12 protein-coding genes are annotated in these 17,251 nt (G+C 69.9%); 9 read left to right on the plus strand and 3 right to left on the minus strand.

The window, feature by feature from the left end:
- Nucleotides 1-7 precede the first annotated feature (7 nt).
- The 5 genes from HCA58_RS12675 to HCA58_RS12695 all read left to right on the plus strand — a co-directional run bounded on the left by HCA58_RS12675 (nucleotide 8) and on the right by HCA58_RS12695 (nucleotide 6,569).
- Nucleotides 8-775 (plus strand): SDR family NAD(P)-dependent oxidoreductase, encoded by a 768-nt coding sequence (locus HCA58_RS12675; RefSeq protein ID WP_169598000.1) that lies wholly within the window; start codon nucleotides 8-10, stop codon nucleotides 773-775.
- A complete protein-coding gene (locus HCA58_RS24055; protein WP_169598001.1) occupies nucleotides 763-2,349 on the plus strand; it encodes a heparinase II/III family protein in 1,587 nt (528 codons plus the stop codon). The genes HCA58_RS12675 and HCA58_RS24055 overlap by 13 nt, the downstream gene beginning before the upstream one ends.
- Nucleotides 2,349-4,400 carry a heparinase II/III family protein gene (locus HCA58_RS12685; RefSeq protein WP_169598002.1) on the plus strand — a complete coding sequence of 684 codons (2,052 nt, stop codon included), beginning with the start codon at nucleotides 2,349-2,351 and terminating at the stop codon, nucleotides 4,398-4,400. The genes HCA58_RS24055 and HCA58_RS12685 overlap by 1 nt, the downstream gene beginning before the upstream one ends.
- Nucleotides 4,388-5,128: a hypothetical protein gene (locus tag HCA58_RS12690; RefSeq protein ID WP_205808465.1), complete on the plus strand. Its 741-nt coding sequence runs from the start codon at nucleotides 4,388-4,390 to the stop codon at nucleotides 5,126-5,128. The genes HCA58_RS12685 and HCA58_RS12690 overlap by 13 nt, the downstream gene beginning before the upstream one ends.
- A gap of 205 nt (nucleotides 5,129-5,333) precedes the next feature.
- Nucleotides 5,334-6,569, plus strand: coding sequence for an MFS transporter (locus HCA58_RS12695; RefSeq protein WP_169598003.1), 1,236 nt, complete (start codon nucleotides 5,334-5,336; stop codon nucleotides 6,567-6,569).
- Here the strand turns inward: HCA58_RS12695 and HCA58_RS12700 are convergent.
- Nucleotides 6,512-7,240: an NUDIX hydrolase gene (locus HCA58_RS12700; protein ID WP_169598004.1), complete on the minus strand. Its 729-nt coding sequence runs from the start codon at nucleotides 7,238-7,240 to the stop codon at nucleotides 6,512-6,514. The genes HCA58_RS12695 and HCA58_RS12700 overlap by 58 nt on opposite strands.
- Before the next feature lie 169 nt (nucleotides 7,241-7,409).
- On the opposite strand from HCA58_RS12700, the gene HCA58_RS12705 reads away from it, so the two are divergent.
- From HCA58_RS12705 to HCA58_RS12715, 3 genes are all read left to right on the plus strand, one after another.
- On the plus strand, nucleotides 7,410-9,089 hold the full coding sequence (locus HCA58_RS12705) for a hypothetical protein (RefSeq protein ID WP_169598005.1): 1,680 nt from the start codon (nucleotides 7,410-7,412) through the stop codon (nucleotides 9,087-9,089).
- A gap of 3 nt (nucleotides 9,090-9,092) precedes the next feature.
- Complete coding sequence (locus tag HCA58_RS12710; RefSeq protein WP_169598006.1) at nucleotides 9,093-10,043, plus strand: hypothetical protein; 951 nt, start codon at nucleotides 9,093-9,095, stop codon at nucleotides 10,041-10,043.
- A gap of 116 nt (nucleotides 10,044-10,159) precedes the next feature.
- Nucleotides 10,160-10,978 carry a DUF5919 domain-containing protein gene (locus HCA58_RS12715; protein ID WP_169598007.1) on the plus strand — a complete coding sequence of 273 codons (819 nt, stop codon included), beginning with the start codon at nucleotides 10,160-10,162 and terminating at the stop codon, nucleotides 10,976-10,978.
- Nucleotides 10,979-11,047: 69 nt separating this feature from the next.
- Here HCA58_RS12715 and HCA58_RS12720 read toward each other — a convergent pair whose 3' ends face one another.
- Nucleotides 11,048-14,311 carry a choice-of-anchor M domain-containing protein gene (locus tag HCA58_RS12720; protein WP_169598008.1) on the minus strand — a complete coding sequence of 1,088 codons (3,264 nt, stop codon included), beginning with the start codon at nucleotides 14,309-14,311 and terminating at the stop codon, nucleotides 11,048-11,050.
- Nucleotides 14,312-14,962: 651 nt separating this feature from the next.
- Nucleotides 14,963-15,502 (minus strand): DUF5134 domain-containing protein, encoded by a 540-nt coding sequence (locus HCA58_RS12725; RefSeq protein WP_169598009.1) that lies wholly within the window; start codon nucleotides 15,500-15,502, stop codon nucleotides 14,963-14,965.
- A gap of 122 nt (nucleotides 15,503-15,624) precedes the next feature.
- Between HCA58_RS12725 and HCA58_RS12730 the strand changes: the two genes are divergently transcribed.
- The gene (locus tag HCA58_RS12730; protein ID WP_169598010.1) at nucleotides 15,625-17,058 is read left to right on the plus strand and encodes a PepSY domain-containing protein; all 1,434 of its coding nucleotides are present in this window, start codon (nucleotides 15,625-15,627) and stop codon (nucleotides 17,056-17,058) included.
- Nucleotides 17,059-17,251: the final 193 nt, after the last annotated feature.

Raw genomic sequence — 17,251 nt, forward strand, 5'->3', positions numbered from 1 at the left:
CACCCTGATGACTCTCGACCTGACCGGACGCCGCGCTCTCGTCACCGGCGCTGGGCACGGCATCGGTGCCGCCATCGCCGTCGCGCTGGCCAAGGCCGGAGCGGACGTCGCGGTCCACCACGGACACTCCGCCGGCCCGGCCGCCGAGGTAGCAGCGGCCATCGAGGCCCTGGGCCGCAAGAGCGTCGTCCGGCAGGCCGACCTCACCCGTACCGGCGAGGTGAACGACCTCCTCGACGAAGTCACCGGCTTCCTCGGTGGCCTGGAGATCCTGGTCTGCAACGCCGGCGGCATGGTCGGCCGCAGCCCGGTAGCGGAGATGACCGACGAGCACTACGCCGAGGTCGTCGACCTGAACCTGGGCAGCACCTTCCGTACCGTCCGGGCGGCGATCCCGCACCTGCGGGCCGCCGGGACGGCCGGCCGGCTGATCACCATGTCGTCGCTAGCCGCGCAGAACGGCGGCGGTGCCGGCTCGGCGGTCTACGCGGCGGCGAAGGCCGGCGTACGTGGCCTGACCAAGGGACTCGCCAAGGAGATGGCCAGCACCGGCACCACCGTCAACGCGGTCGCGCCGGGCTTCATCGGCGGCACCGCCTTCCACGACACCTTCACGCCGACGCAGACCCAGGAGGCGATCATCGCTGGGGTGCCCCTGGGTCGGGCCGGTCGGCCCGACGACGTGGCCGCCGCGGTCGTGTGGCTCGCCTCCGACGCGGCCAGCTACGTCACCGGCGCGACCATCGACATCGACGGTGGCGCGTGGTTCCGGTGATCGGCGCACCGGCTGCGCCGTTGCGCACGCCGGTGCTCCCCGCCGAGCGGGGCGGCTGGTGGCACGCCTACATCTGCCCCGCTCACGGCGTGGAACTCGAACACGACGGTCTGCTCGACGGTGTCTTCCCGGCGGGTGGTGCCCGGTGCCGGCACGGCTGCCGCATCGACGAGCCGGCGGTGCGGGGAGCCTGGACGGTCCTTGCCCATCAGGCGAGCGCCCGGCAGATCCTGGCGCTCGCCACCTCCACGCAGGCCGCTGACCGGCACACGGCAGTGGACCTGCTGACCGCCTACGCCCGGCAGTACGCGGCGCTCGGCGCGGCCCCGCACGACGGTGCCGCCCAATGGATGCTGCGTGGCAGGCTGTTCCACCAGGCGTTGACCGAAGCCATCTGGGCGGTGAGTATCGGTCGGGCCGCTCGGGCGCTGCGGTCAGTCGGTCAGCCGTTGCCCGCCGAGGTGTCCCAACTGCTGCGGGCGCTCGGCACGGCGGCCGGGCAGGCCCGCGACGCACTCGTCGCCGACGACCGGTTCGACTCCAACTACACCGCCTGGCTGGTCGCCGCCGGGGCGGCCTGTTCCGGCCGGCCAGAGTGGATCAGCGGCCGGCACGGCCTGAGTGAGCACGTGCTGGCGGCGGTCCGGCCGGACGGCTGGGAATGGGAGGGCTCCACCTACTACCACGGTTTCGTGCTGCGGGCGTACCTGCTCACCCTGGAAGCCCTGCCCCACGTAGCGGTTCCCGGGGAGGTACGGTCCCGGCTCACCGCCATGGCCGGGGTGCTCGACACCCTGGCCACCCCCGGCGGCCTGCTGCCGGCGCTGCACGACGGCCCGTACGACCGACCACCCGCCCAGTACGAACTGGACGAACTGCAGGACCTGCGACCCCTGCTCGGTGCCGAAGCGAGCGGACCGCTACCGGTGACGGTCCATCCGGAGACCGGGTACGCGGTGCTGCGCGGATCGGGGCTGCACGCCGTGCTCGACTTCGGTCCGCACGGCGGCTCACACGGGCACCTTGACAAGCTGGCGCTCTACCTGTACGGAGCGGACACCCCCTGGCAGCCCGACCCCGGCCAGGTGCCGTACGCACACCGCGGCTGGCGGGAGCACTACGCCTCCACCGCCGCCCATCCGACGTTCTCCGTCGACGGAATCGACCAGGCGGAGTGCGCGGGGTACCTGATCGGTCACGACGACCGTTCGGTGAGCGTCGGCTGCGACACCGCCTACCCCGGGGTGTCGGCCCGCCGTCAGCTGACCCTGCACGATGGTGCGCTGATCGACGAGCTGACCGTGGAGACCGACCGGGCCACCCGGATCACCAGCCAGCTCAGACCCGACGTCGACCTGACCGTACTAGCGGCTGGCGGCGGGGCGCTGGAGACGATCTGGCGGGGCCGCCAGACCCTTCGCGGCCAGCACACCGCCTCGACCGACACCGTGGTGCTGTGCCGGCCCGGCCCGGGGCCAGCGGACGACCCGCAGCGTGTCCGCACCTGGGTCGACTGGACCGCCGTCGACGCGACCACGGTGACGTTCCGTTCGATCTACCGGATGGAGAACTGATGCAACCCCTGCTCATCGGCGGCCGACTCGACCAGTTGCGGGCCGCGCTCACCACCACCCACACCGCCCAGTGGCGACGGCTGTACGAGCAGTGCGACTGGTACCGCGGACAGAACCCGCCGACGGAACATCCGACGGCGAGCATCACCTACTTCGGCCCGGCGGCGATGAACCTCGCCCTCGCGTACCGACTCACCGGGCAGGCCGGCTACCTGCTGGAGGCCCGCCGGTGGATCGGGATCGCGGTGTCGTACCCGCACTGGGGCAAGGCGAAGCTGCCCGACCACGACCTCGACGCGGGCTGGCTGCTGCACGGGCTGTCACTCGCGTACTCGTGGCTGCGCGACGACCTGCCCGCCGACGAGGCGGAGACGCTGCGCGCCAAACTGATGCTCCAGGGCGAGCGGCTGTACAGCTTCGCGGTCGAGACCGAGGGCTCCTGGTGGTCGTCGAGCTACTGGCAGAACCACAACTGGATCTGCTACGCCGGCCTCGCCGCCGCCGGCTACGTCCTCGACCGGCCGGAGTGGAGCGACCGGGCTCGGGACAACCTCGGCACCGTGCTGGACCTGATGCCCGACGACGGCTCCGACTCCGAGGGTGTCGTCTACTGGCGTTACGGGGTGCCCTGGCTTGCTGTTCACCTCGACCTGCTGCAACACGCCGAGGGCATCGACTGGTGGCGGCGGGGCGGTTTCCTGCAGCGGACCTTCGACTGGCGGCTGCACCAGTGCGCTCCCGGTTTCGAGGAGAACGTCGACCACGGCGACTGCCACGACCGCCGTTCCGGGCACAGCGTCGCCCTGTACCACAAGTTCGCCGCCGCCTTCCGTGACGGTCGGTCCCGCTGGCTCGCCGACCGGGTCGCCGAGCGGTACTTCTGGCGGGAGGCGTACGCCTCCGGCGTCAAGCCGGGCGTGCTGCCGGAGGCCGGTTACGAACTGCTCTGGTACGACCCGTCCGTGCCGGCCGTGGACCCCACCGGTACGGTTGCCACCGCCGCCCACTTTCCCGACCTCGGCCAGGTGACCGCCCGTACGGGCTGGCACGACACCGCCGCGTTCGTCAGCTTCAAGGCTGCACCCGGCGGCGGGCACCAGGCCTGGGAGCGCGCCGAGCAGTTCCGTCGCGACGAGGGCTGGGAAACCCTCAACGCCGGGCACCACCATCCCGACGCGGGGGCCTTCGTCTTCGGTGCGTACGGTGCGTTTCTGGCGGTGGACGACGGCTACTGCAACCGGAAACGGGCCGCCCACCACAACCTGGTACTGGTCGACGGGCAGGGCTGGGCGGGGGAGGATCGCTACCACGTGTACAAGGACCTGCCGTACGAGCGGCAGGCCCGGCTACGGAACGTGCTCGTCGCCGACAGCCTGGTACACGCGACGTCGGAGTCGGCTGCGATGTTCGACCCGACGCTCGGCGCCCGGCAGGTGGACCGGACGTTGGTTTTCACACCGGCTGGTCGGCTGGTCATCCTCGACGAACTCGCCGCCGAGCAGCCTCGCGAGTGGACCTTTCTGCTGCACTCGGACTGGCCGGCCGAGCGGGCCGGTGATGATGTCGTGCTGCGCTCCGGGCCGGCGCAGGCGCACGTACGCCGGTTCGCCCCGGATGCGGCCACGGTCAACCAGACGACGACGGAGATCGAGGCCAACCCCACCGCCAGCACCCCGAGCCTGCGGATCGTGCGTACCCTGCACACGATCCGGGTCGAGGTGCCGGCGACCACAAGCACCCGAATCCTGACCAGCATCGAACCCTCCTCCGCGCTTGCGCCGACGCCACCCGTCGCCGAGGCGGTGGACTGCGCCGAAGGGCTCGGGGTGCGGTTCGGCATCGACGGCGAGACCGTGCTGCTGGCACCGACCAGCCGGAGGATCGACGCTGGCGGGGTACGGGCCGAGGCCGCAGCGGTGATCCTGCTGCCGGCGGCTGCCGGCGGTCCGGCACGGGTGGGCGTGGTCGCGGCGACCCGGGTCGACTTGGCCGGCGTCACCGTGGTCGACAGCGTCGAGCCGGTGACCGGGGTGCTGCCGTGGCCAGCCTGAACGCTGTCGCGGTACGGCCCGCCGTTGGATCGGCCGCCCGTCCGGGTGGACCGGCGGCTTCCACCCGCGGCGGGTGGGAGGGCGCCGCCCTGCGCCTGCTGGAGTTCGTCGCCTACCCGGCGCTGGCCGGCTGCGCCCTGATTCTGCTGTGTCTGGGTGTCGTCACCTGGCTTCCGGCGATGGCCGCTGCGGCGCACGCGTTGCAGAGGTGGCGAGCGGACGGGCGGGCCCGGCCGTTCCTCGGCACCCTCGGCCTGTTCGGGCATTACTGGCACCGGCTCTGGCGGCACGCACTGCTGTCCACCGTCGTCGTTGCCGTGCTGGGGGCCAACGTCGTCTTCCTCGCCACCCACCCCGGTGTGCCCGCGGGGGCCCTGTTCGCTCTGCAGATCGGCCTGATCCTGGTGCTGGTGCCGTACCACCTTGCCCTTGCCGTCACCGCCGCGCGTGACCCCGACGGGGAGCCCGGACGGTGGCGGCGGGACGCGGTGCTGTTCGCCTTCGCCGTACCCGGCCGTGGTCTGGCTTTGCTCGCCGCCGTGGTCGCGGTGCCGGTGCTGACCGCACCGCTGGCCCTCGGTCCACCGCTGTTGGGTCTCACCCTGCCGCTGCTGTTCGGCCTACGCCTGGCGGACCGGTCGGCTGGCCGGGGATCTGCTGGTGGCCGTGCTCGACGTGTCCGCGATGCTCACCAGCACGGCGGCAGCCGCGAGGAAGGCGACCGTTGAAGGACTCCCAGTTGATGATCGGACGGGTGCCGCAGAGGTGTTCGGCGCAGGGCGAGGTGCTGGGGGCGGGGTGCGGCGCTCGGACACGTCGCTGAGCGCGGCCCGCAGCACCGGAGCCGACCCCCGGGGTACGGACCCGGCTCCCGCGCCCCGGTCCGGGTCGGCTGCTGACGGGCCCGTCTGGTGGTCACCCGGTTTGCGGATCATGGTGGCCGACACCTTCCTCATGGGGCTCGGCTTCTACGCTCTGGTGCCGCTGCTGGCGTATCACCTGCTGCACGACCTCGGCCTCAGCATCGCTCTCACCGGGTTGCTCGCCGGGGTGCGGTCGGCGAGTCAGCAGGGCATGATGCTCTGGTCCGGCATGCTCGCCGACCGGTTCGGTCACCGCCGCGCGATCTGCCTGGGGGTGTTTCTCCGCGCTGCCGGGTTCGCCGCGTTCGGCGTCGTCGATGCCGTGCCCGGCCTGGTGGTGGCCTCCGTCCTGGCCGGCCTCGGCGGGTCGCTGTTCCATCCGGCCAGCTACGCGCTGTACGCCGAACTGACACCCGCGCCGCACCGCACCCGTGCCTACGCTGTGCGGGAGATGGCCAGCAACGTCGCCTTCGTCCTCGGGCCGGCTCTCGGTGGCGTCCTGGCCGCCACCAACTTCGCTGCCCTGTGCCTCGTCGCGGCCAGCCTGTTTCTGCTCGCCGGGGCGATCACCTGGCTGGGACTGCGCCCGGACCGTGCCAGTGCCGGCGCGTCGGAGAGGATGTCGTCCCTGCACCGGCTGCGTACGGTCGCCCGGGACCGTCAGTTCCGCCGGTTCGTCCTGGTCAGTGCCGCTGCGTGGGCTCTGTTCAGCCAGCTCTACCTCGCGGTTCCGGTCCGCGTGGGGCAGGTCCTTCCAGGGGCGACGGCACTGGGACTCGTCTACAGTGTCGCGGCGGTCGTCATGGTCGTGGCGACGGTTCCGTTGACCCGGCTCGCCGAGCGGTACCTCCGTACCGGCCAGACGCTCGCCGTGGGCACGGGCGCGCTCGCCGTCGGCCTGTGGCTGCTGGGTGTGTTGCCGGGTTCCGCCGGGGTGGTCACCGGTGTCGTCGTGTTCACCCTGGGTCAGGTCCTGCTGCTGCCCACTCTCAACGGCACCGTCTCGCGACTGGCCCCGCCGGGGGCGGTCGCATCATACTTCGGTGCCAACGGTCTGGTGCTGTCAGTCGGTGGGCTGATCGGCAACCTCGGCGGCGGGTGGTTGCTCGACCTCGACGGTGGCGTCGCGCGGTGGGTACCGTGGACGGTCTTCGCCGTCTGGGGCCTGGTGGCGGCGGCCGGGTATCTGCTTGTGCTCCGCCGGACCTGTCCAACGCGCGTGGCTGCTGAGTCACCCCACACACCCGGTCAGCCGGAGCCGGCGGCACCACCGCGCGCAGTGGAAAAGCGCAGCATCGGAGGGTAGAGAACGGTGGCCGTTCCGGCCCGGTACAGGGCGGCCGGCCGGCCTACCTCGGAGGCCCGTTTGCCCCCGGTCGGGGTGAGGAAGTCCTCAGCGTTCACGACCTTGCGGTGGAAGTTGCGGGCGTCGATGGTGGTAGACCACACGACTTCGTAGATCCGGCGCAGGTCGCTGATGGTGAAGGTCGGGGCGCAGAAGGCTGTCCCCAGGGTGGTGTACTCCAGCTTCGCGCGTGCCCGTTCGACGCCGTCGGCGAGGATGCGATCGTGATCGAATGCCAGTGTTTCCGGCTGATCGGTGACCGGGCCGATGGGCGCCCACCGGGCGTTGCGGGCATCCGTACCGGCGACGGGTATGGGCAGGTCGGGCGCGAGCGCGAGGTAGGCGACGCTGACGACCCGGCCGCGTGGGTCGCGTCCCGGTGTCGCGTACGTCCGCAGCTGCTCCAGGTGCAGTTGACGGCCGTCCAGACCGGCCTCCTCGGCTAGTTCCCTGACGGCCGCCTCATCGATGTCCTCGTTGGACCGGACAAACCCGCCGGGCAGCGCGAGACGTCCCTTGTATGGTTCTTTGCCCCGTTCGATCAGCACGACCTGTAGCTGATCGTCGCGCACGGTCAGTACCACAAGGTCGACCGTCAGTAGTGCGTGTTGTCTGTTGTCGACGCCGTTCACCGGCAGATCGTATCCAATCGTCAGGTTGACGAGAACTCACGTTCGGCTATACCTTGGTGCCTGTCTGCTAATCGTCGACATGACGAAATTGTCTGCTGGCAAGCCTGGTCCCGCGCCGCTGTCGTCGCCTCGACCGACCCAGGGGTACGCCTCAACCAAGGAGATCCAGATGACCACCGCTCCTCCAGACCTTCCGGCGCGGGAGCCCGGGCAGTCGCCCGGGACGACCGCCGTCGCCACGACCCACGGATATGTCCATCCAGCCGTCAGCAGCACCGCCACCCGGCACCTGAACGCCGGGGCCTACCTCGACGAGCGCTTCTGCCGGCTCAGCCTCGACGAGGTCTACCACCAGCCCCGGCGGGCGGTCGCCCCGTCCTTCGGATTCGACCTCGCCGTTGTGCTCGGCCACTGTCTGCGAGCCGATCGGATCAACCTCATCAGGGACGTCGCCATCATCGTCCTGTTGTTTCTGGCCGCCTGCGTGGGTGCTCCCGGCCTGTTGTTCGGGCTCGGTGTCGCCGCCGGTGGCTACTCCCTGGTCGCCACCTGGCGGGTGATCAATGAGGTGCTGCGCTGGCAGCTCACCGAGGAGGTGTCCATCAGCAGGCTGGTCGGCAACGCGCTGGGCGCCGTGCTCGGCTCGTTGGTGTCGGTGTTGGTTCTTCTCACGGCCGTGCCGGTCGCCGGTGCCCTCGCGGTCAGCGCCGGCGCCGACGCGGGAGACATCTCCGCCGTGCTGACGTTGTTCGGCGCCGGTGTCACCTGCACACTCGCGGCGGTCTTCGGGCCACCCGTGATGGCGGAGATCGTGAAGTGGCGGTACGCCGCGGAGAACGGGCCGGGCGGGCGGCCGACCCCGGTTCCGGAGACGGCACGGATGAACGACCTTCGCCACCAGCAGGTGGGCAACACGACGATCTTCTCTGGATACTCGCCCTTCATCGGCTCCGGTGTGCGTCTGTCCACGGAGGGTTTCGCGTTGCGGATGATCGGTGGCTCGGACGATTTCAAGGACCCACGGCCGGAAGGGGAGCGGGAATACCAGGAAGCCCCGTTCGCCGCTGTCGATCTGATCGGTCACGTCAGGCGCAGTGTGGGGGAGCTGACCGACGCCGCCGACCCGGAGCAGCGGTTGGTCGGTCTCACCGTGACCGACCGGATCTTCACGGCCGGCAGAGAAACCCGTCAGTTGAACTTCCATACCAGCGCGGCGGAGGTCGAGCACTTCATCCGTGAACCCGCGGACGCCAACCGTCACTACCTGGCCTGCCAGGTCAACTCGTGGGACGGTGAACTGGTCACCACCGTCTACGTGCACTACGCCCTGCAGGGGCGCACCCTGTATTTCGAGGTGGACACCTGCGCGCTGGCGCCCTGCCGGGACGAGTTCCGGATGGTGGACGACGTATCGAGCATCGGCGTCGTGCCGTACCTCAAGGTGGGATGGCGGGCCCTGGTGGACGCACCCGCAACGGTCGCGGCGGCACCCCGAAGTCTGTTCCGTGCGGCGCTGCGGGCACTGTCCCGACGGCTGTCGAGTTCCACCGCCACCCGGGGCTACGACCGCGGGGCGCGGCTCAGCGTCCGGGAGCTGGCCACTCCCGACATCGTCCGCAACGACTTCCAGATGCAGGACGTGGCCAAGCACAAGAAGATCATCACCCGCCGGGTCGTCGCGGCCACTCTCGACTTTCTCGTCACGCGCGGGGTGGACGTGACCGAGTTCCGGCAGAACAGCAGAGTCCTGATCAACAGTGGAATCTATGCCGGAGGAAGTATCGGCGACATCTCTGACATCAGCAATTCCTTCGCCCCGCCGGGCGGACCAACCTCGGGGAAGGGATAGGCGATGGGCAACAACGACAGCGGTGCGAACTACGGCATCCGTGCCGGCGGGAACATCGGAAACATCAGCAAAATCAGGCACTCCTTCACCTCGGGCGGGCAGGAGAACGCGCACCGAGACGCCCCCACCAGCGGGGAGAGCCGGGACCGGTCCGGCGGGTCGGGTCAGCAGACGCCGCCGGTCGACATCGCGGTGCTCACCGTGCTGTCACCGGAAATGCAGGCGATGATCGAGGTGTTCCAGCGGGCCGCCGACCACCGCCGCCCCGCGCCGAGCGATGAGCGGCGAATCCACCAGGCGACGTTCACCACGCCGCACGGCCGACTGAGTGCGGTGCTGATGCAGACCATGGACCGAAACCAGCGGTCCGCGGCCACCGCCTACGCGTTCCTGCGGCAGGTGTACCGGCCGAGAATAGTGGCGCTGGTCGGCATCGCCGGTGGGATCAACGAACGCGTCGACGTCGGCGACGTGGTCATCGCCGACCAGGTCGTCTACTACGACGAGCGGCGGGAGGCGGCGGACGGCACGTACCGACGGGGAGAGGCCACGGCGGTGCCGGCGCGGATGAGCCTGAGTCTGAGCGACCTCTTCAGCAACCGGGGAGAGCCGTTCGTGCTTCCGTCGGTGCAGACGAGGTCCTTCTTCACCGTTGTCCGCGGGCCGATCGGTTCGGGTGGCGCGGTCGTCACGGACCAGGCTTCCGACATCCGCGTGTACCTGCAGTCGTTCCATGAGAAGTGTCTCGCGGTGGAGACGGAGGCAGGCGGCCTGGTCCAAGCGTTCCGCGAGGACCTGGATGCCAGCCCGGACGCCGTGAGCTGGGTGGTCATCCGAGGTGTCTCCGACCACGCGGACGCGGCCAAGGGACATCGCGACCACGATCTGGCGGCCAGGCATGCGGGGGTGGCCTTCGAGAGTCTGCTGCCGTTCCTCGGACATCCGTCTGTGTGATCTCTGACCGCCGTGGCACGGGGACCGGCGACAGGGGCACCAGCGGCCAAGGGCGGCGTGACGGTAGATCCGTCCACCGCCCGGTGCCGGTCCACACGTGAGAAGGATAGGTCGTCATGCCGTCCGATAGACCCGAGCCGCGCACCTCCACCGCCTTGATCCGCCGTCACCTGCAAACGGTACTGACGGTGGGTGTCGCCCTGGTCGTCGGGGTGCTCGGCGTAGTCGACGTGATGGACCCGTCGGCCGTGGCGGCCGCGACCCTGGCCACGCTCGCGCTGCTGGCGTTCGACCTGGCTGGGGAGCGGCGGGACCTGGCCCGGGTGGTTCCGCTCCTGACGAGGGTGGTCCGCGACCTGCACCGGCTACCCAGCGAACTGCTCGGTGAACCACGGCTGGCCGCCTCGACCTCCGGTCTCAACATCGACCTGGCCGGCGCGGTCGATGTCCGGCTGGTCGGTGTCACGCTGGGGCGGACCCTGCGCAACATCGCCGAGCCGCTCGCCCGGCGGCTGGCGGAAGGGGCGCTCGTGCGGATCGCCGTCATCGATCCGGCGAGCTCCGCGCCGGCAGAGGCCGCCCGACGTGCCACCCTCCCGGACGATCGGGGCATCTTCACCAACCGTCTCCAGCCGACCCTGGACCTGGTCCGTGAACTCGCCGAGTCGGTGGGCGGGGTGGGCCGGATCGAGGTCCGGTTGTTGCCGTTCGTACCCTCGTTCGGCCTCATCATGGTCGATGCGGAGGCGGAAACCGGACGGCTGTACGTGGACGTCTACTCGCACCGGCCGGCGGCCGCCGAACCGGTCCTGGCCCTGACGCAGGCGGGCAACCACCAGTGGTACGAGCACTACCTTCGGGAGTTCGACCACATCTGGTCCCATGGCCTGCCGATCGACGTCCTGCCACCCGAAACGACGCCATGTCCGGCATGAACGGTGACGTTGCGGGGAGACCGGCGGCCGGGTCGCCGTCGTCAACGACCCGGCCGCGGGTGTGCGATCTCAGATCGCGGTGAAGGTGATCGTGGCGGTGTAGGTACCGGGCGCCTGCGAGGTGGGCGCCTCGATACGCAACTCGGCGCCGAGTTCACCTGTGCCCCGTGCGCCGGTGGCACCGACCGCGAGCGGACTACTGTCGAGCAGTCCCCGGCCGGAGGGGAAGCCGGGGGCGACGGGCGAGCCGGCGGTCACCAGGCCGGTGCCGGGTTGCGACACGACCTGCGGGGTCCAGCCGAGGAACGCGCCGGACAGCGTCTGCGTACCGGCGGTGAAGTCGCTCACCTGGCCGGAGGCGGTCCAACCGGGCGCGGCGGCGCGGGTGTCGGTGACCCGGACCGGCCGTAGCTGGCCGGTCGAGACCCAGCGGTCGGCGGCGGCGCCGAGCTCGAACTCGCTCATGAAGACCTGGTCGTTGGCGTCGACACTGATCGACAGAGCGCCCTCGGGTATGGCGGCGACGATCTTCTGGCTGCTCGCGCCGGTTCCGCCGCCGGAGTCCGCGACGGTGAGGATGACCGGTGCCGACTCGGCGACGGCATGGTTGTCGTCGTCGAGGAGGCGGGTCATGATCTCGGTCCGGTCGTGTTCGGTGGTCGCGGTGAACTCGTACGTCGCTGTCGCGGTGTTCGGCACCGCCGTCCACTGCGCGTCCGCCGAGGGCCGGGTGAACCACTGGTAGCTGTCGAACCCGGTCGCCGGGTCCTGCACCGCAGTCAACCTCACCATGTCACCCGGGTGGTACTGCCCGGCCAGACCGGAGATCCGCAGGTCCGTCACAGGCGCGGTGGTGCCCTCCACGTCGAGGGTCACCGGCTCCGACGGTCCGTACGCGATCTGCCCGTTGGGCAGGACCGCCGCCACGCTGATCTCACGTGCGTCGTCGGCGGCGGTGGTGGTGAAGGTGTACGCCTTCCCGGTGGCACCGGGAATCGGGGTGGCCTCCGCGGCGCCTGGCGGCTTGTCGAACCACTGGAAACTGGTGAGCAGCGTCTCCGGTGACACCTGCGCAGTCAGGGTGGCGTCGTCGCCGGCACGGTACGCGGTCTCGCCGGTGACCGTCACCTGCTGCTGTGGTGCGGCTCCGTGGTCGTCGACGTAGATGGTCACCGGTTCGGTGTGCATCGGCTCCGTGTCGCCACTGCCGAAGGTCAGGGTCGCCCGGACCTGGACCTCGTCGAGTGCCTGCTCGGCGAGGACGGAGTGGGACAGACCGGACGCGCCGGGGAAGGTGACCCACTGCTCGGTACCGGGCCACTTCAGGTGCCAGTCGACCGTGTCGTCGTCGGCCAGCGGCGGATCGGCGATGGCCTGGAGGTTGATCGGGCTGCCCTGGTGGTAGTGCCCGCTGAGGGTGTTGAGGAAGAACAGCTGGGTGGACGGGTCGGCGTCGGACACCTTCAGTGTGCTGGCCTGCCGGCCGGTCCACGACTGCACTGTGCCGTAGTCCCACACCGCGGCGAACGTCAACCGGTTGTTGTCGTGGTCGAGGGTGACCGGAAGCTCGATCGTTCTCGCTGCGGCGTCCTTCCCTTCCTTGACGACAGTGCTTTCGTAGGTCTCCAGGTCGACCAGGGTCCAGCGGTAGGTCAGGCCGTCCTTGTCGGGGTAGACGGTGGCGGTCGCCCGTAGCGTCTGACCGACCCGGTAGACGCTCTGGATGCCCTCGACGAGTACCTCCCGGTTGCGGATGTCGACCGGGAACGGCGCGGACTGGGTGACGGCGAGGCCGTCGCTGATGACCTGGACCGCCCATTCGCCCTCGTTGTCGGGGTAGAGCGACAGCATCTTGAGGGTGGTGGCATCGATCTGGGTGACGTTCGGTACCGGATACCACGGGGAACTCCACCGCTGCACGAGTTGCAGGCTCTCGCCGTCGGCGAGTTCCCATCCGGCCGTCTCGACGAGGATCTCGTCACCGAGGTACGCCGGGCCGCTCGTCACGAAAGCGGCGGACAGCGGTGCTGCGGTGGTCTCGACGGTGAGCGGCACCCAGTCGGTGGCGGCGGTGTAGGTGCTGCCGGCGCGGATCCGTACCCGAAGCTCGTACCCGTCGTGTGAGGCGTCGACGCGCTGTTCGACGAATCCCTGTGCGGCCTGGTTGCCGGAGCCGGTGAAGCCCCAGGCGGTGCTGGTCGAACCGACCGGTCGGATGCTCCACTGGAACCGCTCGTCCGGGCCGAGGGTGGCACCGACGACGTGTGCCTGCAGGAGGTCGCCGACCTGGTAGGAGTCGGCGATGCCCGCGATGCCGAACTCGACGCCGGAGCCGTCCGTTACCGTCACGGCGACCGGTGGCGATGTCGACGCCCTGGCCAGATTGCCTACCGTGGGGACGAAGGCAGCGGTGAGGGAGTGCGTGCCGAGGGGAAGGTCGGTCATGGTCAGGCTGGCCTGTCCGGATTGGACCGCGGCGTGCCCGAGCACGGTGGTGCCGTTGTGGAACTCCAGGAATCCGTCGACGTCTGTGGGCGTCACCTTGCCGGTGAGGGTGACCGGCGCGCCGACCGTCAGATCGGTGGCCGACACCTCGACCGTGGTGGTGGTGGCGACGGCGGTGGGAAGCTCGCCGACCACGAAGGTGTAGGTGGCGGTGTCCGTCATCGGCACGGCGTCGACGGCGGCGGTCGCGGTGACGGTGAGCCGGTAGATCCCCGGCGCCGTGAACGCCCAGTTGGCGTGCATGTGCGTGCGGCCGACGGTGAACTCCTTGTGGTCCTCGTCGGAGGACCACAGGCGGGTCGGGTTGCCGAACGCTCCCGTCTTGAACAGTTCGAGGTCGCCGGGGCCGGAGAAGCCGCTCAGGGTGAACCGGGTCTGATTGCCGTCGATGGCTCCCGATGGTACCGACTCGGTGGAGAAGCCGGGCCACAACTGATCGCCGCCGGGGTTGGACTCCGGGGCGATCCAGACCTGGGCACCCTGGTCGGCGATGAAGCCGAAGCCGTCGGGCAGCGTCTGTGCCGAGTCGGTGTCGATGTGGAACCAGACTTTGTCGGGGGCGAACCGGGTCCCGTTGCCTTCCGCCACGTCCGCCTTGGTGCCCAGGGTCAGGACGTCGTCGTCGAAGAAGGTCGATATCGCGTCGGTGTGGACGTCCTGGAGGATCCGGTAGTCGTGCGGTTCGGGGGCTGGGCCTGGGGTGGCCGAGGCCTGGCTCGTGGGCAGTAGGAAGGCGGCTGCGGTGGCGGCCAGGGCCGTGGCGAGGGTCGCGGCGACCAGACGGGTGGGTGGGCGACGGAGCCGAAAGCGGGAACGCGTTGTGGTCATGATCAGTTCCTCCTTCGGTCGCCGACCGTAGCAAATGACAATCGTTGCCGATAGACGTCCGAGGTGCAGGTCACTGGGTTCGTCCAGCCAGCCCCGTCCTCGTCGCAGTCCGCGCCCGACTGCTGTCAGCCACCAACTCGGGTCGTCGTTCACGAGGGCGCTGTGCTGAACTGCCCTTGCCGTCCACCACATCCACAGCCTGCGCACGCAGCACCCGACCGACGGTGTGAGTCGGCTCTGCTGCCGGCGTACCCGGTCGGCGAGGCGCCCGGAACCGCACTGGTCGGCGAGTGCGGCGGCCCGTCCGAGCCAACCGCGGGCCTCGTCGGTGCTGCCGGCATCGGCCAGCAGAGTGCCGGCCGCAACCATCGTCCGGCACAGGTCGAGATCCTCACCCGGCTGGCGAAACACTCGGCGGCCTGCTCAGCGGCGGTCAGCGCCGACCCGTCCTGCCGGTGTCGCGCTTCGGGCTGGACCGGCGTCCTGTCACGTCCCCGGGGCGGTCAGGAGCCGGGCAGGCTCGTGGACGTTGACCGACACCTCCACGAGCGCGGACCGGATCGCCGCCAGGGGTCGAGGTGGGCTTGCGATCACCGGCTTTCCTGCAGTGAAGGGGTACCGACGGCACCGCGACGACGTCCGTGCGGCTCCTCACACGTTCATGAGCAGCAGCATCGTTGCCATGCCGGCGGCCATGACGGAGTAGCTCAGGGAGTGAACCCGGTGACGGGAACTCGTCGTGCTGCGGTACAGCCACCACAACGCGGTGGCGACGGCGAGGGCCACGAAGACGATGTTGACCGTGTCCGCCCATGCTGGTGTGGGCATGGGCGCCCCGCCGGAGCTGCCGCCACCGTGCGAGTGCCCGGCGCCTGCGCCGCCGGTTCCGAGTTCGGACATGAGCGTGGGCATGGCCGCGAGCATCCAGATCATCGCCACGTCCATCCCGGCGTGACTGATCAGGTCGGTCCGGTCCGCTGCGTGCCGGGTGCGTCGGTAGGCGGGCAGCAGCGCGAGGGCGAGGATCGCGAAGACCGCGATCTGTGCCCAGGCGACCGCACCCTCCACCATCACCCAGGCCATCAGGATCATCGCCGCGCTCATCACGCCGTGGTTGATGCCGATCAGTTCCTCGTCGGAGAAGGGCTGGTCGCGGGAGACCGCCCGCCGGCGTACGACGAGATCGGCCACGCATACGACACCGGTCGCCAAAAAGACGACCGTCAATGCGGGAACCCACGGGGCCTCTAGCACGACTACAACTTAGACCATGTGACCCGGGCGACCGGCAACCCCTGAAAGGGCCCATCTCGATGACCGTCACAGAAACCGAAGCTCCACCTCCTGCGGATTCGCCGCCGCCCGCCGCGAAGGTCCGGAGAACGAACTGGTTCGCCGCGTTCTGGCGCTGGCACTTCTACGGGTCGATCATCGTCATTCCGGTGCTCTTCGCCCTGTCCGTCACCGGCATGATCTACATGTTCCGCGACGACGTGGACTCCCTCACGCATCCCGGCGTGCTGAAGGTCTCCGTGGTCGATGGTGCCCAGCGGGCCGCGTTGTCCGCCCAGGAAGCGGCGGTGCGTACCGAGTTCCCGGATCGGTCGATCCTGTCCGTTCAGGACGGTGTCGGCGATCGTGCCACCCTGTTCGTCGCAGCCCTACCGGATGGCAGCACCACGAACGTCTACGTGAACCCCTACACCTCCGAGGTGACCGGCTCGCTCAGCCAGGACCAACTCGTCTCCACCTGGGCGGAGCGCATCCACGGTGACCTGCTCATCGGCGACGGCGGCCTCGGTGACCGGATCGTCGAGCTCGGCGCCTCCTGGGGGATCGTGTTGACGATCACCGGGTTCATCATCTTCTTCCTTGGCCGCAAGGCCCGTAGCGGCGCCCTGGGCAAGGGTAAACGCGGCGCCCGGGTCCGCAGCTGGCATGCCATCGTCGGGCTCCCGGTCGGTCTCGGCATTCTGCTGCTCGTCATCTCCGGCCTGCCGTGGACGGGTTTCTGGGGCGCCAAGGCGTCAGAACTCGCCGCGAAAGGCAACATCTCCTTCTGGGGCGAGGATCCCGGCGCCGAGTCCACCATCCGTCAGCAGATCGAGAACAGCGACGGCCAGTCGGCGCCCGCCGGATGGGCCTCCGGAAACGCCCCCCAGGGCACCAGTACCGGCGCTGGTACGCCGATCTCGATCGACGCGGCCGTCGCCACGGCGCAGGCACAGGGCGCTCCCGGGCCGTACCTGATCCTGTATCCCGAGGGTGACAAGGGCGTGTTCAGCGTGATGAGCAGCCAGTGGTACAACGTCGGCAACCCCGCCGAGTCCGACGTCACCCAGGAGACGACGGTCCACGTCGACCAGTACAGCGGCGAGAAGGTCGGCCAGTACAGCTACGCCGACTACAGCGCCATGGCCAAGGTCGTGTCCCACGGCATCGCCCTGCACGAGGGGCGGCGTCTCGGCGTCGTGAACGAGATCCTGTCCACCCTGTTCTGCCTCGCGGTGATCTTCATGTGTGTGACCGGGCCGATGATGTGGTGGACACGTCGGGGGACTGCCTCCGGGCTGGCCGCGCCCCGCGCGAAACTCCCGATCTGGGGAAACTGGCTCCTGCTCGGCTCGATGGCGGTCCTCGGCGTGTTCCTGCCCCTGTTCGGCCTGTCGCTGCTGGTGATTCTCGCGTTGGACCAGCTCCTGATCCGCCGGGTGCCGGCCCTCAGGAGCTTCTTCGGCACGGTGTGACCTCGGCGACCGCCGGGTGCGACGGTCCGGGCGCGCCGCCCGGCCGTTCTTCTCGTTCCTCCGGTGCTGTGCAGCCACTCGACCCAGCCGGTCCGCCGGGTGTGGTCGCGGTGGCTGCACAGCCGTCGAGCGACGGTCGGGTCGCCCCCCCCCCCCCGGCCGTGCCGGGCCGACGTGTCCCGGACACCCTCCG

The organism is Micromonospora sp. HNM0581, from assembly GCF_012726175.1.
Classification (GTDB): Bacteria; Actinomycetota; Actinomycetes; order Mycobacteriales; family Micromonosporaceae; genus Micromonospora.